Origin of the sequence: Streptomyces sp. NPDC003035, from assembly GCF_042888285.1 — a bacterium.
In the GTDB taxonomy this organism is placed as follows: Bacteria; Actinomycetota; Actinomycetes; order Streptomycetales; family Streptomycetaceae; genus Streptomyces.
The window spans coordinates 173,882-195,643 of record NZ_JBIAPJ010000005.1 but is presented as its reverse complement, the minus strand read 5'-3'; the positions used below and the strand labels follow the sequence as shown (position 1 = coordinate 195,643).

The window sequence follows — 21,762 nt, the reverse complement described above, 5'->3', positions numbered from 1 at the left end:
AGGCTACGACTCTCCGACCTCGGGCGGCAGGGCGCTAACTGTTCGACCTTTCCCGTGCCTGCTTGTGAGCAGCCCTTTTCCTTCGATCTGAGCGAGCGCATGTCGCACGGCTGTGCGCGATGCACCGAAGCGCTCACACAACTGAGACTCGGAAGGGTAGGCGTCCCCAACCGACAGAGCATCCTCAGTGATCACTGCGATCAGGCGATCTGAGAGGGGGGGAACGGGCCCCTTCGACACCCGCCAGCCGGCGCCAGGTACTGACGCAATGAGACGCTCACTCTCAAGCACTTTGAGGGCGCGCCGCACGGTGTTGCGAGAAACGCCGTGCGCCCGTACAAGGGAAGACTCCGAGGGAAGCGCAGCGACCTTGCCAGCTTCGATGTCACCCCGTAGCGCGTTAGCGATGAGCAGGTACGTTCCACGCGGACTGGCCTCCGGCACGGCCTCTCCCTCCTCCAACTTCCTTGCCCCCAGGATCCCATGCTGGCGTACCGACAGGTCGTGCTGTCGCGAGCTGGCCACAGTGCCTTGCAAAGAGCCCACCTTGATCCTGGCGAACCCTCGGCTCTCCCTGCGACGGAGGAGTACGGTCAGGCATATCAGGCTGCGTCGGGCAGGGGAGAGAACACGGTGGCGGACGTAATCTTGCCAGGCTTTGGAGTTTCCGGATACCGAAGCTTCGGACCGGCGATGCAGTTCAGCAGCAGGTTGGGGCCGGTCACTCTGTTGGCCGGGCAGAATAACTCGGGTAAATCCAACTTTCTTCGAATGCTGAAGCTCGTGTCCTCTGGAAGAGCTCAATTGGGCGAGCATGACATCCCGCAAGGGCGAGCCACCCCCTGCCGCTACGCCGTGGCCTTCGATCCTGAGGAGGCATATGAGAAGGTGCATGTGGGGCGGCAGTTGGATTACGACACCAAGGAATTGTCGCTTCGCATTCTCAAGCATCCATCGATCTATCGCGACGGGCAAACCTGGATCGCTAGCGAGTTGTCCGGAAACTTGGTGGCGGATCAATTCGACGCAATCATCGGCGACCTGGGAAATGCGACTCTCGTTCACTTGTTGCAGCGTTTGAAGTTCTCTGGTTACTCAACAGGGGGTGAGATTCCTGCGGGGAGAGACAATATCTCAACCATCGTGGCGGCGTTTATCCCCTCGCCGATCTTCGCGACTGGATCGGTCGTTACGATCGAGGCTTTCCGTCAGATTCAACACGATGTAGAAGGGGGTACCGGAAATAATGAGGGCCTCGGGCTCCTGGAAAGACTGCAACGTCTTCAGAACCCCCCTGCTGCTTCATACGGTGAGGACACGGAGCGGTTCGAGGCGATCAACCGATTCGTTAGAAGAATCTTGGATGACGACACTGCCAGGCTGGATGTTCAACACGACGCTCGCACCTTGAACGTGTTTCACAACGGGCGCATGCTCCCCTTGGAGAACCTGGGGACCGGCGTCCATCAGGTTATCGTGCTGGCTGCTGCAGCTACAGTCAACGAGCGGAAGATTGTGTGCATCGAGGAACCCGAGGTTCACCTCCACCCTGTTTATCAGCGAAAGTTCATCAGGTACCTCGCGCGAGAAACAAGTAATCAATACTTGATCGCTACGCACTCTGCGCACATGCTTGATCATCAGGCAGCGGTTGTTCTTCACGTGCGGCATGACGGAGTCGAAACGCGTCTGGATCCGGCGGTATCACCGTCCGGCCTATCCGGAGTGTGTGCAGACCTTGGCTACCGCCCATCCGATCTGCTTCAGTCGAATGCGGTCATCTGGGTGGAGGGGCCATCTGATCGGATCTACATCACCCACTGGATTAAGTTGCTGGCGCCTGAGCTGATCGAAGGAATCCACTATACGGTCATGTTTTACGGTGGTGGTCTACTCAATCATCTCACTGTCAGCGATGACGAAGTGGGTGACTTCATCAAGCTTCGGAGTCTCAACAGGTACTCGGCGATCGTTATCGACAGCGACAAGAAGTCTGCCCGAGCTCGTATCTCTGCGACGAAGAAGAGGGTTATGGACGGTTTCAATGAGGGTGATGGTGACGGATTTGCTTGGCTGACGGACGGTTACACTATCGAAAACTATGTTCCTGAGAGGGATCTGCGGGATTCCGTCTCGTTGGTTCACCCGTCGGCCGGTATGCCATGGACCGGAGGGAAGTATGAGAACCCCCTTGCTTTGACGGGGCGTAAGGGATCTCCAGATAAGAACAGGATCGCAAGGCTGGTATGCGACCGTTGGATCTCTCCTCCGTCGCAGGGCACACCCCTAGGCAAATGGGTACGGAAGTGTATTGCCTTTATTAATGAGGCAAATCGGACCTCTGTCCAGTTTCATTCGCCGCGCTAGGTGATGCAGATTGGTGATCTCGAAGCTACTAGAGATGCACCCTTCTCTTCCGCGCCCAGAAGCCGCGCCCGGCTCAGTCAAGTTGCTCGACATCTGGTAGTGCCTCGGCCAGCCGCGTGCGGCTGCCGCGTCAGAGGCGTTTCGCGAGCGTGCCCAGGATGTCGCCGGCCCCTGCAGGGCGGTTCGCGAACGGGCCTTCTAGTCGGGCCGCGTTGATGTATACGCCGATAGGCGAGTCAGGGCTGTACAGCATGACCTCGGCTGCCTCACGAGAGGGCAGAGGGCTGGGTACATGCCGGATGCTGCGCTGCGCGAGCCACGTGCTGATCTCTGCCGCTCGCGCCGCACTTAGTCGCCCCCACTCCGCGTTGTAGTGCTCGCGAAGCCACCCCATCGACACCGCCGTAACGCCTCGACCACCATCGATTCGCTTGATGATCGCATCCCGTGTCGTGCCCATCAGTCCCCCTCGCGAGACTCGGCTGTCGAGCCTTGGGGAAGCATTCTGTACAAGATCAGGACGCTGTGTGGACGGTAAGCGCCAAAACGCTCCCAGATGCAGCTTGTTCCGCAGGTCAGCTGCTGTTGGCGGGCCAGGAGGCCAGGAGACTGTAAATCCGTCGGCTTAGCCTACCCAGGTTCGAATCCTGGCGCCGCCACGCGATAGAGAGGTCCCCGGTGCTCGCACCGGGGACCTTCTTCTTTGTCGGCGGCCTGGCCCTTTCCGCCGGCCGACGCTCAGCGGGTCAGTTGCCCGCCACGTCCTTCACCGCCACCGAGACCGGGATCGAGCCGCTGATCAGTTCCAGGGTCAGGCCGGCCGTCGCCGGGGTCTCCAGGAGTTCCGCCAGGACCGCCGCCACGTCGTCGCGGGGGATCGGGCCGCGGCCCGTCGAGGCGCCCAGGCGGACCAGGCCCGTGCCGGCGTCGTTCGTCAGCATGCCGGGGCGCAGGATCGTCCAGTCCAGGCCCTCGCGGGCGCGGATGTCGTCGTCCGCCGCGCCCTTGGCGCGCTGGTAGACGTCGAAGACCTCGTCGCCCGGATGGGCGGCGTCGGCGCCCATGGACGAGACGACGAGGTAGCGGCGTACGCCCGCCCGTTCCGCCGCGTCGGCGAAGAGGACCGCCGCCGCGCGGTCCACCGTGTCCTTGCGGGCGGTGCCGCTGCCAGGGCCCGCTCCCGCCGCGAACACCGCCGCGTCGGCGCCCTGCAGGACCGCCGCGACCATCTCCACCGACGCCGACTCCAGGTCGAGCACGACCGGTTCGGCCCCCGCCGCCCGCAGGTCGTCGGCCTGCCCCGGGTCGCGGATGATGCCCGCCGGCTCGTGCCCCGACGCCGAGAGCAGCCGCTCCAGACGCAGGGCGATCTGACCGTGTCCTCCAGCGATGACAATGCGCATACTCACGACCGTACGTCGGGACCGGCCGGAGGGCTTCCCGGTTCCGGACGTTCCGGGCGGGCCTGGCGCGGCAGGTCGAGCGCCGCCGCCGAGTCGCAGTACTCCCGAACCGCGCTGGTCCGTGCCACCACCCGGCCCCGGTGCACCACGATCCGGCTGTACGCGAGGGACAACACGCCCGAGAGGCGTTCCCCGCGCACCGCGAGCAGCTCCGCCGGGAACCCGGCCTCCACCCGTACCTCCGCGAGCCCCATCGCCGTACGGGCCGCCGCGCTCACCGCCCCGTACGCGTCCTCGGCCGGCAGTCCGCCCAGCGAGGCCAGCAGGTACGCGCACTCCAGCGGGTCCCCGCGCCCCACCGGGTTGGAGACGTCCCGCAGCGCCCCGCCGCCGGCCGCGAGCCGTACCCCCGCGGCCCGCAGCAGCCGGACCGGCGCCGCGCCGCGCAGCTCGGTCGCGCCGCAGCCGCCCTGAGGGAGGCAGACCACCGTCACCCCGGCCGACGCGAGTTGGTCGGCGGCCCGGCGCGCCTGATCCGCCGGCAGCCGGGCCAGGCCCGCGCACGGACCGATCGTCACCCCGGGTCGCAGCCCGCCCGCCATCGCCGCCAGCCGGGCGAGCCGCGTCGGGTCGTCACCGTCCGTGTGCAGATCCACCGGGCAGCCCTGCTCCGCGGCAACGTCCAGGACGGCCTCCACGTACCCCGCCGGGTCCGGGTCGAGGTCCGGGCAGCCGCCCACCACGCCCGCGCCCATCTTCACGGCGTCCCGCAGCATCGCGAGCCCGTCCGCGCCCGCCACACCCGTCAGCAGTCGGGGCACCGCGACCGTCGTCAGGTCCGTCAGGCCGCGCAGCGAGCGCCGCGCCTGGAGCACGGCTTCGAGGGGCCCGAGCCCCTGCACGTCACCGATCCGGACGTGCGCGCGCAGCGCGGTGGCGCCGTGGCCGAGCTGCAGCAGCGCGGCCTCGGTGGCCCGCCGCTGCACCTCCTCGGGGGCGTACGAGACGGGGCCCGGGGAGTCGGCGCTGAGCGCGGTGTCGGCGTGGGCGTGCGGCTCCGCGGGGGCGGGGAGCAGCAGATAGCCGGCGAGGTCGACGCGGGCGCCGACCGCGGTGAGGCTGCCGGCCGTGCCGACGGCCTCGATCCGGCCGCCGCCGAGGCGGACGTCGACCGTCCGTCCGTCGGTGAGCCGGGCGTTGGAGAGCAGGAGCGAGGTGGAGTCGGCGGTGGCGGCTGCCCAGTCGTCGGGCGGCTGGGGCTGCTTGCTGTCGGCTGACATCGGGCTCCTCACGGCTCCTCAAGTTCCAGCTCAAAGGTCCAGCTCAAGATCAAGATCACGCAGCGTGGGGCCGAGCCTAGGGGGGCTCCGGCCGCCCTTCGAGGAGGAGGGCAATAGTCGTACTGATGAGGCCACGTGTGGCGTACGGGGCGCGCGAGCAGGAGAGCCGGGGGAGGGCCGGGAAACGGATTTGGGCGATCGGCGGAGGACCGTGTAATGTCTTCATCGCTCGCCCCAATAGCTCAGTCGGTAGAGCGTCTCCATGGTAAGGAGAAGGTCTACGGTTCGATTCCGTATTGGGGCTCTGGTGAGAAGGAGCCCGCCCTCGGGCGGGATCCAGATCATCAAAGCGGTGTAGCTCAGTCGGTAGAGCAAGCGGCTCATAATCGCTGTGTCACCGGTTCAAGTCCGGTCACCGCTACACACGGTAGCCGATTGTGGGGTCGGTCCTTCGATCGGCTACTCTTCTATGCGTTCATCCGTCCATCCGTCCGTCCAAGGAGCACTCACGTGGCTGCCACCGACGTCCGCCCGAAGATCACGCTGGCCTGCGTGGAGTGCAAGGAGCGGAACTACATCACCAAGAAGAACCGGCGTAACAACCCGGACCGTCTTGAGATGAAGAAGCACTGCCCCCGCTGCAACTCGCACACTGCGCACCGCGAGACGCGTTAATCAGGCTCGTACACGAGGCCGTCCCCACCAGGGGGCGGCCTCGTGTCGTTTGTCGGCAACAAATCCAGGAGGTATCGAGTCCATGGCGCTCGACCAGTCCTTCGTGGGCCGGACCTATCCGCCCACCCCGCCGTACGAGGTCGGCCGCGAGAAGATCCGCGAGTTCGCCGAGGCGGTCGGCGACGCGAATCCCGCCTATGTCGACCAGGAAGCGGCGAAGGCGCTCGGTCACCCCGATGTGATCGCTCCGCCCACTTTTGTGTTCGCGATCACTTTCAAGGCCGCGGGGCAGGTCATCGAGGACCCGCAGCTCGGTCTGGACTACAGCCGTGTCGTGCACGGCGACCAGAAGTTCGCGTACACCCGGCCCGTGCGGGCGGGAGACCGGCTGTCGGTCACCTCGACCATCGAGGCGATCAAGTCGATGGCGGGCAACGACATCCTGGACATCCGCGGTGAGGTCCACGACGAGACCGGCGAGCACGTCGTGACCGCCTGGACCAAGCTTGTCTCGCGCGCCCCCGAGGAGGTCTGAGGATGACCGCGAAGATCGCTTACGACGAGGTCGAGGTCGGCACGGAGCTGCCGGCGCGGTCCTTCCCGGTGACGCGCGCCACGCTGGTGCGGTACGCCGGTGCCTCCGGGGACTTCAACCCGATCCATTGGAACGAGAAGTTCGCGGTCGGGGTCGGCCTGCCGGACGTCATCGCGCACGGCATGTTCACCATGGCCGAGGCGATCCGCGTCGTGACCGACTGGGCCGGCGACCCGGCTGCCGTCGTCGAGTACGGCGTGCGCTTCACCAAGCCGGTGATCGTGCCGAACGACGACAAGGGTGCCCTCATCGAGGTCAGCGCCAAGGTCGCGGCCAAGCTGGACGACAACCAGGTCCGGGTGGACCTGACGGCGACATCGGCGGGCCAGAAGGTCCTGGGCATGTCCCGGGCCGTGGTGAAGCTCGCCTGACGGGCGGATAGGTGCATGGCCCCGGCGCCTTCGGGTGGCCGGGGCTTCCACTTTTCTACTGTCGCGGGAGAAGCCCGTAGGCTTGCGGCCGTGCAGGTACTCCACGACGCCCCCCTCGCCCCCCTGACCACCTTCCGGCTCGGCGGCCCCGCGAATCGGCTCGTCACGGCCACCACCGACGACGAGGTGATCGCCGCGGTCCGCGAGGCGGACGCGTCCGGGACGCCGCTGCTGATCATCGGCGGCGGATCCAACCTGGTCATCGGCGACAAGGGCTTCGACGGCACCGCCCTGCGCATCGCCACCCAGGGCTTCACCCTCGACGGGACGAAGCTGGAGCTGGCGGCCGGCGAGGTGTGGACCGACGCCGTCGCGCGCACGGTCGACGCGGGCCTCGCGGGCATCGAGTGTCTGGCCGGGATCCCCGGATCCGCGGGCGCGACCCCGATCCAGAACGTCGGCGCGTACGGCCAGGAGGTCTCCGCCACCATCACCGAGGTCGTCGCCTACGACCGCCGGGCCGACGAGACGGTCACCCTCCCCAACGCCGACTGCTCCTTCTCGTACCGCCACAGCCGCTTCAAGGCCGATCCCGACCGCTACGTCGTGCTGCGCGTCCGCTTCGGGCTGGAGGACGCGGCGGGTCTCTCCGCGCCGGTCAAGTACGCCGAGACCGCCCGCGCCCTCGGCGTGGAGGTCGGCGACCGCGTCCCGCTCGCGCAGGCCCGTGAGACCGTCCTGAAGCTGCGCGCGAGCAAGGGCATGGTCCTGGACCCCGCCGACCACGACACCTGGTCCGCCGGGTCGTTCTTCACCAACCCGATCCTCACGCCGGGGGAGTACGAGACCTTCCTCGCGCGCGTGGCCGGGCGGCTCGGCGCGGACGTGACCCCGCCGGCCTTCCCGGCGGGCGAGGACGGCCAGGTCAAGACCTCGGCCGCCTGGCTGATCGACAAGGCCGGCTTCACCAAGGGGTACGGCTCCGGCCCCGCCCGTATCTCCACCAAGCACACCCTCGCCCTCACCAACCGCGGCGAGGCCACCACCGAGGACCTCCTCGCCCTCGCTCGTGAGGTCGTCGCGGGCGTACGGGACGCCTTCGGGGTCACGCTCGTCAACGAGCCGGTGACTGTCGGCGTCAGCCTCTGACCCCGCGGGTTCCGCAGGTCCCCGGCGTCAGTACGCGACGCCCACGCCCTGCTTGACCGTGGCCGGGTCGTCGATCATCGCCAGCATGGCGTGGGCGACATCGGCGCGGGCGAGGGAGCGGCCGCGGGGCGGGCTGCCGCCGACGACCGAGCGGTAGCGGCCGGTGACCGGCTTGTTCGTGAGCTTGGGCGGGCGTACGGACGTCCAGTCCGTGGCGCTGGCCGCCAGGTCGCCCTCCATCACGCGCAGATCGTCGTAGACGTCCTTCAGGACGGAGTTGATGATCGCCAACATGGTCTTGTCGAGGACCGTATGGCCGTCGGGGACGGGGCCGAGCGGGGCTGCGCTCACCACCAGCAGGCGCCGGACGTGCTCCGCCTCCATGGCGGCGAGGACCGAGCGGGTCAGCCGTGCCGCGATCCCCGCGTCGGCGCGCGAGCGGGCGCCGAGGCCGGAGAGTACCGCGTCCCGGCCCGCGACGGCACCGCGCAGGGTCTCGGGGGCCGTGAGGTCCGCCTGCCGGACCTCCAGGCGCTCACCCTCGACCGTGAACCGCGCCGGGTCTCGTACCACCGCCGTCACCTGGTGGCCCGCTGCCAGGCCCTGGCGGACGATCTCCTGACCGATACCACCGGTCGCGCCGAAGACAGTGAGCTTCATGTCGCACCCTCCTGGGGTGGGTAAGTGTTCACTCACCCCTAGAGTGAGTGTGTACTCACCCCCTCGTCAAGGGCGATCGGAGCAGCCATGGAGACGAAACCCACGCGGGAACGGATCCTCGACGCGGCGCACGAGCTGTGGACCACCGTGGGCCTCGCCCGTACGACCACCAAGGAGATCGCGCGGGGCGCCGGCTGCTCGGAGGCGGCGCTCTACAAGTACTTCGCGGGCAAGGAGGAGCTCTTCGTCGCCGTCCTGACCGAACGCCTCCCCAAGCTGGCACCGCTCCTCGAGTCGCTGGCCGCCGAACCGGGGCGGCGCACCGTGGAGGAGAACCTCACCGAGATCGCCCGCCAGGCCGCCCTCTTCTACGCCCAGAGCTTCCCGATCGCCGCCTCCCTCTACGCCGAGACCCGGCTCAAGGCCCGCCACGACGCGTCGATGCGGCGCCTCGACGCCGGTCCCCACCGCCCCCTGGAAAGCCTCGACGCCTATCTGCGCGCGGAACAGGCGGCGGGCCGCGTCGACCCCGGCGCCGACACCTTCGCGGCGGCGTCCTTGCTGCTCGGCGCCTGTTCCCAGCGCGCCTTCGCCTACGACGCGAAGGTCGGCAAGGAGCCGCCCCAGGACCTCGACACCTTCGCCGCCTCGATCGCCCGCACCCTGGTGGCCGGGATCGCCCCGACGAAATGACGTTGCGGCCCGGGGCGGCACCCGGCCACGCTGACGCCATGCGTCTCAAGGTCCGCGAGTTCAGGCCCCGCACCGGTCCGCACGAACACCGGGTCGTCCAGCCCTGGTACCCCCTGCGGCACACCACCCTCAGCAACCCGCTCGTGGACTGGGGCTATCTCGTCGGCGACCATGACGGCCTCTCGCGGCTCGCCGGGTTCTTCTCCTTCGCCGCGTTCTCGCGGCACACGATCGTGCACCTCCCGCTGCGCCAGAGCCTTCCCCGGCCGTACGCACCCGGTGAGCCGGTCGACCTCCTCCTGGTCCACCACTCCCTCGGCCTGCGCCCCTCCGCCTGGCCCGCACTGCGCCGCAGGCTGACGCAAGGCAACCCACAGACCGTCCGGACCGACGAAGCCAGGACGGCCGCGCACGCGTCCCGATGGACGGAGCGCCGCGACCAGCGGGACACCCGCGACCGGCTGCGCCCGGCCGCCCACGCCGGCACGCTCTTCCTCTTCGGCAGCCGCGACGTCTTCGCCGCCGCCTCCATCGAACTCGCGTACGCCGCGGGCAACGGCCCGCGACAGAAGCGGGTGACACAGGGCTACGACACCCTGATCGCCTCGCTCACCCACCATCTGGAGCCGGAGCGCGCCTGGCGCGCGACGGAACTCGACGTCGGCTTCCAGGCGTACCCGCCCTACGCGCACGTCAGACGGCCGGGCTCGCCAGCCAGTCGTCGATCCCGGACAGCAGCTTCCGCCTGACGTCGTCCGGGGCCGCCGAACCCCGCACCGACTGACGGGCCAGCTCCGCGAGCTCCGCGTCCGTGAACGCGTGGTGCCGGCGGGCGATCTCGTACTGGGCGGCGAGGCGCGATCCGAAGAGCAGCGGGTCGTCCGCGCCCAGCGCCATCGGCACCCCCGCCTCGAAGAGCGCCCGCAGCGGAACGTCCTCATGCTTCTCGTACACCCCGAGCGCCACGTTGGACGCCGGGCAGACCTCGCAGGTCACGCCCCTCTCGGCGAGCTTGCGCAGCACCCGCGGGTCCTCCGCCGCCCGTACCCCGTGGCCCACCCGCGCCGCCCGGAGATCGTCCAGACAGTCCCGTACGGACGCCGGGCCCGTCAGCTCCCCGCCGTGCGGGGCCGCCAGCAGACCGCCCTCACGAGCGATCGCGAAGGCACGGTCGAAGTCGCGGGCCATGCCGCGGCGCTCGTCGTTGGAGAGCCCGAAGCCGACCACGCCCCGGTCCGCGTACCGCACCGCGAGCCGGGCCAGGGTGCGGGCCTCCAGCGGGTGCTTCATCCGGTTCGCGGCCACCAGGACCCGCATCCCGAGCCCGGTCTCGCGCGAGGCCACGTCGACCGCGTCGAGGATGACCTCCATGGCCGGGATCAGACCGCCGAGCAGGGGAGCGTACGAGGTCGGGTCGACCTGGATCTCCAGCCACCCCGAGCCGTCCCGCACGTCCTCCTGGGCCGCCTCGCGGACCAGGCGCTGGATGTCCTCGGGCTCCCGCAGGCACGACCGGGCGATGTCGTACAGCCGCTGGAAACGGAACCAGCCGCGCTCGTCGGTCGCCCGCAGCTTCGGCGGCGTACCGCCGCTCAGCGCCTCCGGGAGATGGACGCCGTACTTGTCGGCCAGCTCGATGAGCGTCGTGGGCCGCATCGACCCCGTGAAGTGCAGATGCAGGTGGGCCTTGGGCAGCAGGCGGATGTCGCGGGAAAAAACATGCTCGGAAACGTGCTCGGAAACGTGCTCCATTGAAGGATCTTGCCGCACTCGAATGGACGAATACAGCCCCTTTCCCCGATCGGGACCTTGCTAGAACGCAAGAACGGGCCCCCGGTTCCGAAGAACCGGGGGCCCGGACCACCTACGGAAATCCGTACGCGGTCAGTCGCGCGCCTCCGCGAGCAGCTTCTGCATCCGGGACACGCCCTCGACCAGGTCCTCGTCACCCAGCGCGTACGAAAGCCGCAGGTAGCCCGGCGTGCCGAAGGCCTCGCCCGGGACGACCGCGACCTCGGCCTCGTCCAGGATCAGCGCCGCCAGCTCGACCGAGGTCTGCGGGCGCCTGCCGCGGATCTCCTTGCCGAGCAGCGCCTTCACCGACGGGTACACATAGAACGCGCCCTCCGGGGTCGGGCAGAGGACGCCCTCGATCTCGTTGAGCATCCGCACGATCGTCTGGCGGCGCCGGTCGAAGGCCCGCCCCATCTCCGCGACCGCGTCCAGGTTCCCCGACACGGCGGCCAGCGCGGCCACCTGCGCCACGTTGCTCACGTTCGAGGTGGCGTGCGACTGCAGGTTCGTCGCGGCCTTGACCACGTCCTTCGGGCCGATGATCCAGCCCACGCGCCAGCCGGTCATCGCGTACGTCTTGGCGACACCGTTGACCACGATGCACTTGTCGCGCAGCTCCGGCAGCACCGCCGGCAGCGAGGCCGAGGACGCGCCGCCGTAGACCAGGTGCTCGTAGATCTCGTCCGTCAGCACCCACAGGCCGTGCTCGACGGCCCAGCGGCCGATCGCCTCGGTCTCGGCCTCGCTGTACACGGCGCCGGTCGGGTTCGAGGGGGAGACGAAGAGGACGACCTTGGTCCGCTCCGTGCGGGCCGCCTCCAGCTGCTCCACCGAGACGCGGTAGCCGGTGGTCTCGTCGGCGACGACCTCGACCGGGACACCGCCCGCGAGCCGGATCGACTCGGGGTACGTCGTCCAGTACGGGGCCGGGACGATGACCTCGTCGCCCGGGTCGAGGATCGCCGCGAACGCCTCGTAGATCGCTTGCTTGCCGCCATTGGTCACCAGGACCTGGGAGGCGTCGACCTCGTAGCCGGAGTCGCGCAGCGTCTTGGCGGCGATCGCGGCCTTCAGCTCGGGCAGACCGCCGGCCGGCGTGTAGCGGTGGTACTTCGGGTTCTTGCACGCCTCGACGGCGGCGTCGACGATGTAGTCCGGGGTCGGGAAGTCGGGCTCACCCGCGCCGAAACCGATCACCGGGCGCCCGGCGGCCTTGAGGGCCTTGGCCTTGGCGTCGACGGCGAGGGTCGCGGACTCGGAGATCGCACCGATGCGGGCGGAGACCCGGCGCTCGGTCGGAGGGTTAGCAGCGCTCATGCGGCCCATGCTCCCAGACCCGCTTCGCGCCCGGCACACAGGTTTCAGCGAGCGGACACGAACGGTCATTCCTGGTCGTACGAGGGCCCGCGGGGGCTCCCACGTGCTTTCTGTTCGACGTCGGGCTCATGAACACGTACACTCACTGCTCGTTGGCCCTCACCGACCACGTCTCACGATGCGGTAGGTTGGGGGAGCCACAAAGGGTCGTAGCTCAATTGGTAGAGCACTGGTCTCCAAAACCAGCGGTTGGGGGTTCAAGTCCCTCCGGCCCTGCTACACACACCGCCAGGATGTGTGCGCATGTACGTACTTCAATGCACCGCCGTGCGGATCCACCCGGCACGGCACTGCCATGACCCGGGATCAGGTGAGAAGCGTGACGGACGCCGTGGGCTCCATCGACATGCCTGATGCCGAGGACGAGGCGCCGGACTCGAAGAAGAAGGCCCGCAAGGGCGGCAAGCGCGGAAAGAAGGGCCCTCTGGGCCGCCTCGCGCTCTTCTACCGCCAGATCGTCGCGGAGCTTCGCAAGGTCGTCTGGCCGACTCGCAGCCAGCTGACGACGTACACCACGGTAGTGATTGTCTTCGTCGTCATCATGATCGGCCTCGTGACCGTGATTGACTATGGCTTCCAGGAAGCAGTCAAGTACGTCTTCGGCTGATTTCTTGTTCCACCCCAATCTGTATCCAGGAAGAAGCAGCCACCGTGTCTGACCCGAACCTGAACGAGTCCGTTTCCGAGGACGAGCTCGACATCCTCGAGGCGGCCGACGAGGACCAGGCTGAGGCTGCTGACGCCGCTGCGGGCGAGGCGGCCGAAGAGGCCGCCCTGCAGATCGAGGACTACACCGAGGACTCCGAGTCCGCGGAGTCCGACGAGGACGAAGAGTCCGATGAGGACGTCGCGGGCGACTCCGACGTCGAGGACGAGTCCGACGAAGACACCGAGGCCGAGGACGAGGCCGGCGTCGAGGACGAGGCCGAGGAGGCCGACGAGGAGCCCGCCGCTCCGGTCGACCCGATCCAGGCCCTCCGCGACGAGCTCCGCGGCCTGCCCGGCGAGTGGTACGTGATCCACACCTACGCGGGCTACGAGAAGCGCGTGAAGGCCAACCTCGAGCAGCGTGCCGTCTCGCTGAACGTCGAGGAGTTCATCTACCAGGCCGAGGTGCCCGAGGAAGAGATCGTCCAGATCAAGAACGGCGAGCGCAAGAACGTCCGGCAGAACAAGCTGCCCGGTTACGTTCTCGTCCGCATGGATCTGACGAACGAGTCCTGGGGCGTCGTCCGCAACACCCCGGGCGTCACCGGCTTCGTGGGCAACGCCTACGACCCGTACCCGCTGACCCTGGACGAGATCGTCAAGATGCTCGCCCCCGAGGCCGAGGAGAAGGCCGCCCGCGAGGCCGCCGAGGCCGAGGGCAAGCCGGCTCCGGCCCGCAAGGTCGAGGTCCAGGTCCTCGACTTCGAGGTCGGCGACTCGGTCACCGTCACCGACGGCCCCTTCGCGACGCTCCAGGCGACGATCAACGAGATCAACGCCGACTCGAAGAAGGTCAAGGGCCTCGTCGAGATCTTCGGTCGCGAGACCCCGGTCGAGCTCAGCTTCGACCAGATCCAGAAGAACTGATCTCAGCAAGTTTCCGACCAGGTCAGAGTGGCTCTCGCTGGGGGTACCCCCGCTTGCGGGGGACGCTCTGACCTGCTCGGTTTTTGGCCGCGCGTGTATACCCGTTATCGTTGTGCGGTATGCCTCCATCCGGATGACCGGATGGCGGGCTGAACACTCTCACTAGGACCCGGAGAGAGCAATGCCTCCCAAGAAGAAGAAGGTCACGGGGCTTATCAAGCTCCAGATCAACGCTGGCGCGGCCAACCCGGCTCCGCCGGTCGGTCCCGCGCTGGGCCAGCACGGCGTCAACATCATGGAGTTCTGCAAGGCCTACAACGCCGCGACCGAGTCGCAGCGTGGCATGGTCGTGCCGGTGGAGATCACGGTCTACGAGGACCGTTCCTTCACCTTCATCACCAAGACTCCGCCGGCCGCCAAGCTGATCCTCAAGGCCGCGGGTGTGGACAAGGGCTCCGGCGAGCCGCACAAGACCAAGGTCGCCAAGCTGACGGCTGCCCAGGTCCGCGAGATCGCCACGGTCAAGCTCCCCGACCTGAACGCCAACGACCTCGACGCCGCGTCGAAGATCATCGCCGGCACCGCCCGCTCCATGGGCATCACGGTCGAGGGCTGATCAGCCCCCTTGTGACCTCTGTGGTAGGACCAGCGCTGGTCCGCACCACGACTCCACATCTGCCACGCGGCGACAGCCGCATGGTGTAACTGCACAGGAGAAGCAGTGAAGCGCAGCAAGGCACTCCGCGCCGCGGACGCCAAGATCGACCGGGAGCGGAGCTACGCCCCCCTCGAGGCCGTCCGTATCGCCAAGGACACCGCCGCCACCAAGTTCGACGGAACCGTCGAGGTCGCCTTCCGCCTGGGTGTCGACCCGCGCAAGGCCGACCAGATGGTCCGTGGCACCGTGAACCTTCCGCACGGCACCGGTAAGACCGCCCGGGTCCTGGTCTTCGCGACCGGTGACCGTGCCGAGGCCGCGATCGCCGCGGGCGCCGACATCGTCGGCTCCGACGAGCTCATCGACGAGATCTCCAAGGGCCAGCGCCTGAACGAGTTCGACGCCGTCGTCGCCACCCCGGACCTCATGGGCAAGGTCGGCCGCCTCGGCCGCGTCCTCGGCCCGCGTGGTCTCATGCCGAACCCGAAGACCGGCACCGTCACCCCCGATGTCGCCAAGGCTGTCAACGACATCAAGGGCGGCAAGATCGAGTTCCGCGTCGACAAGCACTCGAACCTGCACTTCATCATCGGCAAGGTCTCCTTCGACGAGACGAAGCTGGTCGAGAACTACGCCGCGGCTCTGGAGGAGATCCTCCGTCTGAAGCCGTCCGCCGCCAAGGGCCGCTACATCAAGAAGGCGACCCTGACGACGACGATGGGCCCCGGCATCCCGCTGGACTCCAACCGCACCCGCAACCTCCTCGTCGAGGAGGACCCGGCCGCGGTCTGAGCCTCACCGGCTCACTGAGTGGTCAACCGGCCCCTCGCGCCTCTTCGGAGGCGCGAGGGGCCGGTTTTTTTCGTACGACGCTGTCGGCGCTCTGGGTTACCGTTCAGTTGACCGACGAACTGAAGATCAAGGGGTGGGGACTCATGGGCATGACCGCATGGAAGCGCGCGGGCGTCTCGCTGGCGGCCGTGGTCGTCGTGACCGGCGTGGCGGGCTGCCAGGACGGCGACGGGGCGAAGAAAGCCGCCGAGGCGCCCGCGAAGCCGCGGCTCCAGACCCATGAGGCCGTCACGAAGGTCATCCAGGCCGCGTACAAGAAGACGTCGGACGCCAAGTCCGCGAAGGTCCGGATGACCGTGACGATGCCGGCCGCCATGGACGGCGGCGGCACCATGGAGATGACCGGCGTCCAGGGGTGGAACCCGGGGGTCATGGACATCACCATGAAGGGCTCCCTGATGGCGGCGGGCGACCCGGACGCCCCCGAGCAGATGCGCATGATCGTTCTCGGTGACGCCATGTACATGGACATGGGCGCAGAGAAGGCCGCCGAGATGGACGGCAAGCGCTGGATGAAGCTCGACCAGTCGAAGGGCGGCGGCCTCGGGCAGATGAACCAGGACCCCGCCCAGCAGCTCGCCCTGCTCCTGGAGTCCCCGAACCTCAAGCACGTGGGCGCCGAGAAGGTCAACGGCGTCGAGACCCAGCACTACAAGGGCACGCTCAGCTTCGAGCAGATGCTGGACGCCAACAAGGCGAAGTCCGCGACGCTCTCGAAGAAGGAGCGCGAGAAGCTCATCGCGAACGTCGAGAAGATCGGCATGAAGGGCTACGACACCGACGTCTGGGTCGACGCGGCCGGCTATCCGGTCCGGATGGTCGTCGACATGACGACGGCGGTGGGGACGGTGCAGATCAAGGGCGACTACACCGACTACGGACCGAAGGCCACCGTCCAGGCCCCGCCGGCGAAGGACACGTACGACCTCGCCGACATGCTCAAGGGCATCGGCATGGGCCCGGACGCGCTCCGGGCCGGTTGAGCCGTACGGGCGGATTTGCTCCCCGCCCGTCCCGTCACGTACTCTTCCCCAGAAGCCAAAGACCGCTGGTCGTTGCCGTGCTCTCGCAAGAGGGTGCGGTGGCCGAAGGATTCGCTGAAATGCGAACGACCCGCGCAGGTGTTCGTGGATGAGTTCCCGGATCTTTCGATGCGGTCGAGCTGAGCCCCGTGCGCTTGCGCCGGGGCGTTTCTCTTTGTTCAGCCCCTTCTGAGCGGTCCTCATCACCCGGAAGGAGGCCGACGCTCTATGGCAAGGCCCGACAAGGCTGCCGCGGTAGCCGAGCTGGAGGACAAGTTCCGCAGCTCGAACGCCGTCGTGCTGACCTCGTACACGGGGCTCACCGTGGCGCAGCTCAAGACGCTGCGTCGTTCGCTCGGTGAGAACGCCCAGTACGCCGTGGTGAAGAACACGCTGACCAAGATTGCGGCCAACCAGGCCGGGATCGCCGCGCTGGACGACCAGCTTGCTGGTTCGACCGCGGCCGCCTTCGTCACCGGTGACCCGGTGGAGTCGGCGAAGGCTCTGCGTGACTTCGCCAAGGAGAACCCGAACCTCGTCATCAAGGGCGGTGTCCTTGATGGCAAGGCGCTGACCGCCGACGAGTTCAAGAAGCTTGCGGACCTCGAGTCCCGCGAGGTTCTGCTCAGCAAGCTGGCCGGCGCGTTCAAGGGCAAGCAGTCCCAGACTGCCTCGCTCCTCCAGGCGCTGCCGTCGAAGTTCGTCCGCACCGCGGAGGCGCTTCGCGTCAAGCTCGCCGAGCAGGGCGGTGCCGAGTAATTCGGCTCGCGCAATGATCGCCGCCCGTTAGGGCGACGGTCGCAGCGGGCCGAACGTACGCCCGCCTACATGTACATCCGGCACCTGCCGAATTAGTGGAAGGACGCCATCATGGCGAAGCTGTCCCAGGACGACCTGCTCGCGCAGTTCGAGGAGATGACCCTCATCGAGCTCTCCGAGTTCGTGAAGGCCTTCGAGGAGAAGTTCGACGTCACCGCCGCCGCGGCCGTCGCCGTTGCCGGCCCCGCCGCTGCGGGCGCCCCGGCCGAGGCCGAGGCCGAGCAGGACGAGTTCGACGTCATCCTCGAGGGTGCGGGCGACAAGAAGATCCAGGTCATCAAGGTCGTGCGTGAGCTGACCTCCCTGGGCCTGAAGGAGGCCAAGGACCTCGTCGACGGCACCCCGAAGCCGGTCCTCGAGAAGGTCGCCAAGGAGGCCGCGGAGAAGGCTGCCGAGTCCCTCAAGGCCGCCGGCGCCTCCGTCACGGTCAAGTAAGACCCCGCGGGTCTTCTGACTCGCTCAGGCGCCTGTCAGGCGCCTTCGAAGGGCGATCACCCATCCGGGTGGTCGCCCTTCGGCGTACCCGGGACAGGGCGTGGCGAGGGTCGAATCGGGCGCCCGGAGCGGAGTATGGTGATCTTCGCCGTGCGCCCCGCTGACCGGGGGGCCTTGACGAACCGCACGCAGCGCGCAATTCTCAGGACGCGTCGTCACAACGATCCGTATCCGAGGCATGGATCGACGGCGGAACGGGCAGTATCGAGGTGCGCCGCACGGCGCGAGGTACCGCGGAGTTGAGAACAACGAGGGTTGCGAATTACTCGCCCTGGACATCAGTGGGCCAAGTGGCTACACTGACCCTTTGCGCTGCCTGTTAGCTGCCCCCTGCCCGTCACCTGGGGCATACCCTCGCGAGAGCATTGTCGGCAGACCTGACCTGACCTGGACTTTTGGCCATATCGGGAATTGTCTGTCCCTCTGCGTCGCTGGGGACCGGTACGCGCGTAGTGAGTCCGAGCCCTCGGAAGGACCCCCTCTTGGCCGCCTCGCGCAACGCCTCGACCAATACGAACAACGGCGCCAGCACCGCCCCGCTGCGCATCTCCTTTGCAAAGATCAAGGAGCCCCTCGAGGTTCCGAACCTCCTCGCGCTGCAGACCGAGAGCTTTGACTGGCTGCTCGGGAACGCCGCCTGGAAGGCTCGCGTCGAGGCAGCTCTCGAGTCGGGACAAGACGTCCCCAGGAAGTCGGGTCTGGAAGAGATCTTCGAGGAGATCTCTCCGATCGAGGACTTCTCCGGGTCGATGTCGCTGACCTTCCGCGACCACCGCTTCGAGCCCCCGAAGAACTCGATCGACGAGTGCAAGGACCGTGACTTCACGTACGGCGCCCCGCTCTTCGTCACCGCCGAGTTCACCAACAACGAGACCGGCGAGATCAAGTCCCAGACGGTCTTCATGGGCGACTTCCCGCTCATGACGAACAAGGGCACCTTCGTCATCAACGGCACCGAGCGTGTCGTGGTCTCGCAGCTCGTCCGTTCGCCGGGCGTCTACTTCGACTCCTCGATCGACAAGACGTCCGACAAGGACATCTTCTCGGCCAAGATCATCCCGTCCCGGGGTGCCTGGCTGGAGATGGAGATCGACAAGCGCGACATGGTCGGTGTCCGCATCGACCGCAAGCGCAAGCAGTCCGTCACCGTCCTTCTGAAGGCTCTCGGCTGGACCACCGAGCAGATCCTGCAGGAGTTCGGCGAGTACGAGTCCATGCGCGCCACCCTGGAGAAGGACCACACCCAGGGCCAGGACGACGCGCTGCTCGACATCTACCGCAAGCTGCGCCCGGGCGAGCCGCCGACCCGCGAGGCCGCTCAGACGCTGCTCGAGAACCTCTACTTCAACCCCAAGCGCTACGACCTCGCCAAGGTCGGCCGCTACAAGGTGAACAAGAAGCTCGGCGCCGATGAGCCGCTGGACGCCGGTGTCCTGACCACCGACGACATCATCGCCACGATCAAGTACCTCGTGAAGCTGCACGCGGGCGAGACCGAGACGATCGGCGAGTCGGGCCGGGAGATCGTCGTCGAGACCGACGACATCGACCACTTCGGCAACCGTCGTCTGCGTAACGTCGGCGAGCTCATCCAGAACCAGGTCCGCACGGGTCTGGCTCGTATGGAGCGCGTCGTGCGTGAGCGCATGACGACCCAGGACGTCGAGGCGATCACGCCGCAGACCCTGATCAACATCCGGCCGGTCGTCGCCTCCATCAAGGAGTTCTTCGGCACCAGCCAGCTGTCGCAGTTCATGGACCAGAACAACCCGCTGTCGGGTCTCACCCACAAGCGCCGTCTGTCGGCTCTTGGTCCGGGTGGTCTGTCCCGTGAGCGGGCCGGCTTCGAGGTCCGCGACGTGCACCCGTCCCACTACGGACGCATGTGCCCGATCGAGACCCCCGAAGGCCCGAACATCGGTCTGATCGGTTCGCTCGCCTCGTACGGCCGCGTCAACGCGTTCGGCTTCATCGAGACGCCGTACCGCAAGGTCGTCGACGGTCAGGTCACCGACGAGGTCGACTACATCACCGCCGACGAGGAGGACCGGTTCGTCATCGCCCAGGCGAACGCGCTCCTGAACGACGAGCTTCGCTTCAGCGAGCCGCGCGTTCTGGTCCGCCGCCGTGGCGGTGAGGTCGACTACGTCCCGCCGACCGAGGTCGACTACATGGACGTCTCGCCGCGCCAGATGGTGTCGGTCGCGACGGCCATGATCCCCTTCCTCGAGCACGACGACGCCAACCGTGCCCTCATGGGCGCGAACATGATGCGTCAGGCGGTGCCGCTGATTAAGTCGGAGGCCCCGCTCGTCGGTACCGGCATGGAGTACCGCTGTGCCACCGACGCCGGTGACGTCATCAAGGCGGAGAAGGACGGTGTCATCCAGGAGGTCTCGGCCGACTACGTCACCGTCGCCAACGACGACGGCACGTACACCACGTACCGCATCGCCAAGTTCTCCCGCTCGAACCAGGGCACCTCGGTCAACCAGAAGGTCGTCGTCTCCGAGGGCGACCGGGTCATCGAGGGCCAGGTCCTCGCCGACGGTCCGGCCACCGAGAACGGTGAGATGGCGCTCGGCAAGAACCTGCTGGTCGCGTTCATGCCGTGGGAGGGTCACAACTACGAGGACGCGATCATCCTGTCGCAGCGCCTCGTGCAGGACGACGTCCTCTCCTCGATCCACATCGAGGAGCACGAGGTCGACGCCCGTGACACCAAGCTCGGCCCGGAGGAGATCACCCGGGACATCCCGAACGTCTCCGAGGAGGTCCTCGCCGACCTCGACGAGCGCGGCATCATCCGTATCGGTGCCGAGGTCGTCGCCGGCGACATCCTCGTCGGCAAGGTCACGCCCAAGGGCGAGACCGAGCTGACCCCGGAGGAGCGCCTGCTCCGCGCGATCTTCGGCGAGAAGGCCCGTGAGGTCCGTGACACCTCGCTGAAGGTGCCGCACGGCGAGACCGGCAAGGTCATCGGCGTCCGCGTCTTCGACCGCGAGGAGGGCGACGAGCTTCCCCCGGGCGTGAACCAGCTGGTCCGCGTCTACGTCGCCCAGAAGCGCAAGATCACCGATGGTGACAAGCTCGCCGGCCGTCACGGCAACAAGGGTGTCATCTCCAAGATCCTTCCCATCGAGGACATGCCGTTCCTCGAGGACGGAACCCCGGTCGACATCATCCTCAACCCGCTGGGTGTGCCGTCCCGAATGAACCCGGGACAGGTCCTGGAGATCCACCTCGGCTGGCTCGCCAGCCGCGGCTGGGACGTCTCCGGCCTCGCGGAGGACTGGGCGCAGCGCCTGCAGGCCATCGGCGCCGACCAGGTCGCGCCCGGCACCAACGTCGCGACCCCGGTCTTCGACGGTGCGCGTGAGGACGAGCTGGCCGGTCTGCTCCAGCACACGATCCCGAACCGCGACGGCGAGCGCATGGTGCAGCCGACCGGTAAGGCGAGGCTGTTCGACGGCCGCTCCGGCGAGCCGTTCCCGGAGCCGATCTCGGTCGGCTACATGTACATCCTCAAGCTCCACCACCTGGTCGACGACAAGCTGCACGCCCGGTCGACCGGTCCGTACTCGATGATCACCCAGCAGCCGCTGGGTGGTAAGGCCCAGTTCGGTGGCCAGCGCTTCGGTGAGATGGAGGTGTGGGCGCTGGAGGCTTACGGCGCCGCGTACGCCCTCCAGGAGCTGCTGACGATCAAGTCCGACGACGTGACCGGCCGCGTGAAGGTCTACGAGGCCATCGTCAAGGGCGAGAACATCCCTGAGCCCGGCATCCCCGAGTCCTTCAAGGTGCTCATCAAGGAGATGCAGTCCCTGTGCCTCAACGTGGAGGTGCTGTCCTCGGACGGCATGTCCATCGAGATGCGCGACACCGACGAGGACGTCTTCCGCGCAGCGGAGGAGCTCGGTATCGACCTGTCCCGGCGCGAGCCGAGCAGCGTCGAAGAGGTCTGACGGGAGTCCGGT

Annotated in this window: 21 protein-coding genes and 4 tRNA genes; 19 read left to right on the top strand and 6 right to left on the bottom strand. The window is 67.5% G+C overall.

Annotation, left to right across the window (positions count from 1 at the left end):
* Nucleotides 1-3: 3 nt before the first annotated feature.
* Nucleotides 4-444, bottom strand: a complete 441-nt coding sequence (locus tag ACFYV5_RS17575) for a winged helix-turn-helix domain-containing protein (RefSeq protein ID WP_389169160.1) — start codon at nt 442-444, stop codon at nt 4-6.
* A gap of 249 nt (nt 445-693) precedes the next feature.
* Here ACFYV5_RS17575 and ACFYV5_RS17570 point away from each other — a divergent pair, with 249 nt between their 5' ends.
* Both ACFYV5_RS17570 and ACFYV5_RS17565 read left to right on the top strand, forming a co-directional pair.
* On the top strand, nt 694-2,367 hold the full coding sequence (locus tag ACFYV5_RS17570; protein ID WP_389169159.1) for an AAA family ATPase: 1,674 nt from the start codon (nt 694-696) through the stop codon (nt 2,365-2,367).
* Nucleotides 2,368-2,954: 587 nt separating this feature from the next.
* Nucleotides 2,955-3,026: transfer RNA gene (locus tag ACFYV5_RS17565), tRNA-Tyr, on the top strand.
* Nucleotides 3,027-3,113: 87 nt separating this feature from the next.
* Here the strand turns inward: ACFYV5_RS17565 and ACFYV5_RS17560 are convergent.
* Nucleotides 3,114-3,770, bottom strand: coding sequence for an NAD(P)H-binding protein (locus ACFYV5_RS17560; RefSeq protein ID WP_355105017.1), 657 nt, complete (start codon nt 3,768-3,770; stop codon nt 3,114-3,116).
* A gap of 2 nt (nt 3,771-3,772) precedes the next feature.
* Entirely contained in the window at nt 3,773-5,050 is a 1,278-nt protein-coding gene (locus ACFYV5_RS17555; RefSeq protein WP_355105019.1) for an amidohydrolase family protein, read from the bottom strand.
* A 231-nt stretch (nt 5,051-5,281) separates the two neighbouring features.
* Here ACFYV5_RS17555 and ACFYV5_RS17550 point away from each other — a divergent pair.
* The 6 genes from ACFYV5_RS17550 (at nt 5,282) to ACFYV5_RS17525 (ending at nt 7,840) form a co-directional block, all read left to right on the top strand.
* Nucleotides 5,282-5,354, top strand: a tRNA-Thr gene (locus ACFYV5_RS17550).
* Between the two features lie 44 nt (nt 5,355-5,398).
* Nucleotides 5,399-5,471: transfer RNA gene (locus tag ACFYV5_RS17545), tRNA-Met, on the top strand.
* Between the two features lie 89 nt (nt 5,472-5,560).
* Entirely contained in the window at nt 5,561-5,725 is a 165-nt protein-coding gene (gene rpmG / locus ACFYV5_RS17540) for a 50S ribosomal protein L33 (RefSeq protein WP_003956487.1), read from the top strand.
* Nucleotides 5,726-5,807: 82 nt separating this feature from the next.
* Nucleotides 5,808-6,260, top strand: coding sequence for a MaoC family dehydratase N-terminal domain-containing protein (locus ACFYV5_RS17535; RefSeq protein WP_355105021.1), 453 nt, complete (start codon nt 5,808-5,810; stop codon nt 6,258-6,260).
* A 2-nt stretch (nt 6,261-6,262) separates the two neighbouring features.
* Nucleotides 6,263-6,691: a MaoC family dehydratase gene (locus tag ACFYV5_RS17530; protein ID WP_389169156.1), complete on the top strand. Its 429-nt coding sequence runs from the start codon at nt 6,263-6,265 to the stop codon at nt 6,689-6,691.
* A 15-nt stretch (nt 6,692-6,706) separates the two neighbouring features.
* On the top strand, nt 6,707-7,840 hold the full coding sequence (locus tag ACFYV5_RS17525; RefSeq protein WP_389169154.1) for a UDP-N-acetylmuramate dehydrogenase: 1,134 nt from the start codon (nt 6,707-6,709) through the stop codon (nt 7,838-7,840).
* 27 nt (nt 7,841-7,867) lie between these two features.
* Here ACFYV5_RS17525 and ACFYV5_RS17520 read toward each other — a convergent pair whose 3' ends face one another.
* Entirely contained in the window at nt 7,868-8,500 is a 633-nt protein-coding gene (locus ACFYV5_RS17520; RefSeq protein ID WP_389169152.1) for an NAD(P)-dependent oxidoreductase, read from the bottom strand.
* Nucleotides 8,501-8,587: 87 nt separating this feature from the next.
* Here ACFYV5_RS17520 and ACFYV5_RS17515 point away from each other — a divergent pair, with 87 nt between their 5' ends.
* Nucleotides 8,588-9,193 carry a TetR/AcrR family transcriptional regulator gene (locus tag ACFYV5_RS17515; protein ID WP_355105027.1) on the top strand — a complete coding sequence of 202 codons (606 nt, stop codon included), beginning with the start codon at nt 8,588-8,590 and terminating at the stop codon, nt 9,191-9,193.
* 38 nt (nt 9,194-9,231) lie between these two features.
* Nucleotides 9,232-9,942: a hypothetical protein gene (locus tag ACFYV5_RS17510; RefSeq protein WP_389169150.1), complete on the top strand. Its 711-nt coding sequence runs from the start codon at nt 9,232-9,234 to the stop codon at nt 9,940-9,942.
* On the opposite strand, the gene ACFYV5_RS17505 is transcribed toward ACFYV5_RS17510, so the two are convergent.
* Complete coding sequence (locus ACFYV5_RS17505) at nt 9,887-10,945, bottom strand: adenosine deaminase (protein WP_389169148.1); 1,059 nt, start codon at nt 10,943-10,945, stop codon at nt 9,887-9,889. The two genes, ACFYV5_RS17510 and ACFYV5_RS17505, sit on opposite strands and share 56 nt — an antisense overlap.
* Before the next feature lie 132 nt (nt 10,946-11,077).
* Nucleotides 11,078-12,304: a pyridoxal phosphate-dependent aminotransferase gene (locus ACFYV5_RS17500; protein WP_355105033.1), complete on the bottom strand. Its 1,227-nt coding sequence runs from the start codon at nt 12,302-12,304 to the stop codon at nt 11,078-11,080.
* Between the two features lie 203 nt (nt 12,305-12,507).
* Between ACFYV5_RS17500 and ACFYV5_RS17495 the strand changes: the two genes are divergently transcribed.
* From ACFYV5_RS17495 to rpoB, 9 genes are all read left to right on the top strand, one after another.
* Nucleotides 12,508-12,580 (top strand) — tRNA-Trp (locus ACFYV5_RS17495).
* Nucleotides 12,581-12,683: 103 nt separating this feature from the next.
* The gene (gene secE, locus ACFYV5_RS17490) at nt 12,684-12,971 is read left to right on the top strand and encodes a preprotein translocase subunit SecE (RefSeq protein WP_137993978.1); all 288 of its coding nucleotides are present in this window, start codon (nt 12,684-12,686) and stop codon (nt 12,969-12,971) included.
* Between the two features lie 44 nt (nt 12,972-13,015).
* Nucleotides 13,016-13,939 carry a transcription termination/antitermination protein NusG gene (nusG, locus tag ACFYV5_RS17485; protein ID WP_355105035.1) on the top strand — a complete coding sequence of 308 codons (924 nt, stop codon included), beginning with the start codon at nt 13,016-13,018 and terminating at the stop codon, nt 13,937-13,939.
* Between the two features lie 181 nt (nt 13,940-14,120).
* Nucleotides 14,121-14,555 (top strand): 50S ribosomal protein L11, encoded by a 435-nt coding sequence (gene rplK, locus ACFYV5_RS17480; RefSeq protein ID WP_030318720.1) that lies wholly within the window; start codon nt 14,121-14,123, stop codon nt 14,553-14,555.
* 105 nt (nt 14,556-14,660) lie between these two features.
* Complete coding sequence (gene rplA / locus ACFYV5_RS17475; protein ID WP_389169145.1) at nt 14,661-15,389, top strand: 50S ribosomal protein L1; 729 nt, start codon at nt 14,661-14,663, stop codon at nt 15,387-15,389.
* 143 nt (nt 15,390-15,532) lie between these two features.
* Entirely contained in the window at nt 15,533-16,432 is a 900-nt protein-coding gene (locus tag ACFYV5_RS17470; protein WP_389169953.1) for a hypothetical protein, read from the top strand.
* Nucleotides 16,433-16,699: 267 nt separating this feature from the next.
* Nucleotides 16,700-17,230: a 50S ribosomal protein L10 gene (gene rplJ, locus ACFYV5_RS17465; protein ID WP_329117221.1), complete on the top strand. Its 531-nt coding sequence runs from the start codon at nt 16,700-16,702 to the stop codon at nt 17,228-17,230.
* 111 nt (nt 17,231-17,341) lie between these two features.
* Nucleotides 17,342-17,725, top strand: coding sequence for a 50S ribosomal protein L7/L12 (rplL, locus tag ACFYV5_RS17460; protein ID WP_093874561.1), 384 nt, complete (start codon nt 17,342-17,344; stop codon nt 17,723-17,725).
* A 542-nt stretch (nt 17,726-18,267) separates the two neighbouring features.
* Entirely contained in the window at nt 18,268-21,750 is a 3,483-nt protein-coding gene (rpoB, locus tag ACFYV5_RS17455) for a DNA-directed RNA polymerase subunit beta (protein ID WP_355105041.1), read from the top strand.
* Nucleotides 21,751-21,762: the final 12 nt, after the last annotated feature.

Coding starts and splice junctions, on each gene's coding strand:
- rplK (WP_030318720.1), top strand. CDS start 14,121: ATGCCTCCCAAGAAGAAGAAGGTCACGGGGCTTATCAAGCTCCAGATC.
- rplL (WP_093874561.1), top strand. CDS start 17,342: ATGGCGAAGCTGTCCCAGGACGACCTGCTCGCGCAGTTCGAGGAGATG.
- ACFYV5_RS17520 (WP_389169152.1), bottom strand. CDS start 8,500: ATGAAGCTCACTGTCTTCGGCGCGACCGGTGGTATCGGTCAGGAGATC.
- ACFYV5_RS17515 (WP_355105027.1), top strand. CDS start 8,588: ATGGAGACGAAACCCACGCGGGAACGGATCCTCGACGCGGCGCACGAG.
- ACFYV5_RS17505 (WP_389169148.1), bottom strand. CDS start 10,945: ATGGAGCACGTTTCCGAGCACGTTTCCGAGCATGTTTTTTCCCGCGAC.
- rplJ (WP_329117221.1), top strand. CDS start 16,700: ATGGCAAGGCCCGACAAGGCTGCCGCGGTAGCCGAGCTGGAGGACAAG.
- ACFYV5_RS17470 (WP_389169953.1), top strand. CDS start 15,533: ATGGGCATGACCGCATGGAAGCGCGCGGGCGTCTCGCTGGCGGCCGTG.
- ACFYV5_RS17570 (WP_389169159.1), top strand. CDS start 694: ATGCAGTTCAGCAGCAGGTTGGGGCCGGTCACTCTGTTGGCCGGGCAG.
- ACFYV5_RS17530 (WP_389169156.1), top strand. CDS start 6,263: ATGACCGCGAAGATCGCTTACGACGAGGTCGAGGTCGGCACGGAGCTG.
- ACFYV5_RS17525 (WP_389169154.1), top strand. CDS start 6,707: ATGGCCCCGGCGCCTTCGGGTGGCCGGGGCTTCCACTTTTCTACTGTC.
- ACFYV5_RS17500 (WP_355105033.1), bottom strand. CDS start 12,304: ATGAGCGCTGCTAACCCTCCGACCGAGCGCCGGGTCTCCGCCCGCATC.
- ACFYV5_RS17535 (WP_355105021.1), top strand. CDS start 5,808: ATGGCGCTCGACCAGTCCTTCGTGGGCCGGACCTATCCGCCCACCCCG.
- ACFYV5_RS17560 (WP_355105017.1), bottom strand. CDS start 3,770: ATGCGCATTGTCATCGCTGGAGGACACGGTCAGATCGCCCTGCGTCTG.
- ACFYV5_RS17555 (WP_355105019.1), bottom strand. CDS start 5,050: ATGTCAGCCGACAGCAAGCAGCCCCAGCCGCCCGACGACTGGGCAGCC.
- ACFYV5_RS17510 (WP_389169150.1), top strand. CDS start 9,232: ATGCGTCTCAAGGTCCGCGAGTTCAGGCCCCGCACCGGTCCGCACGAA.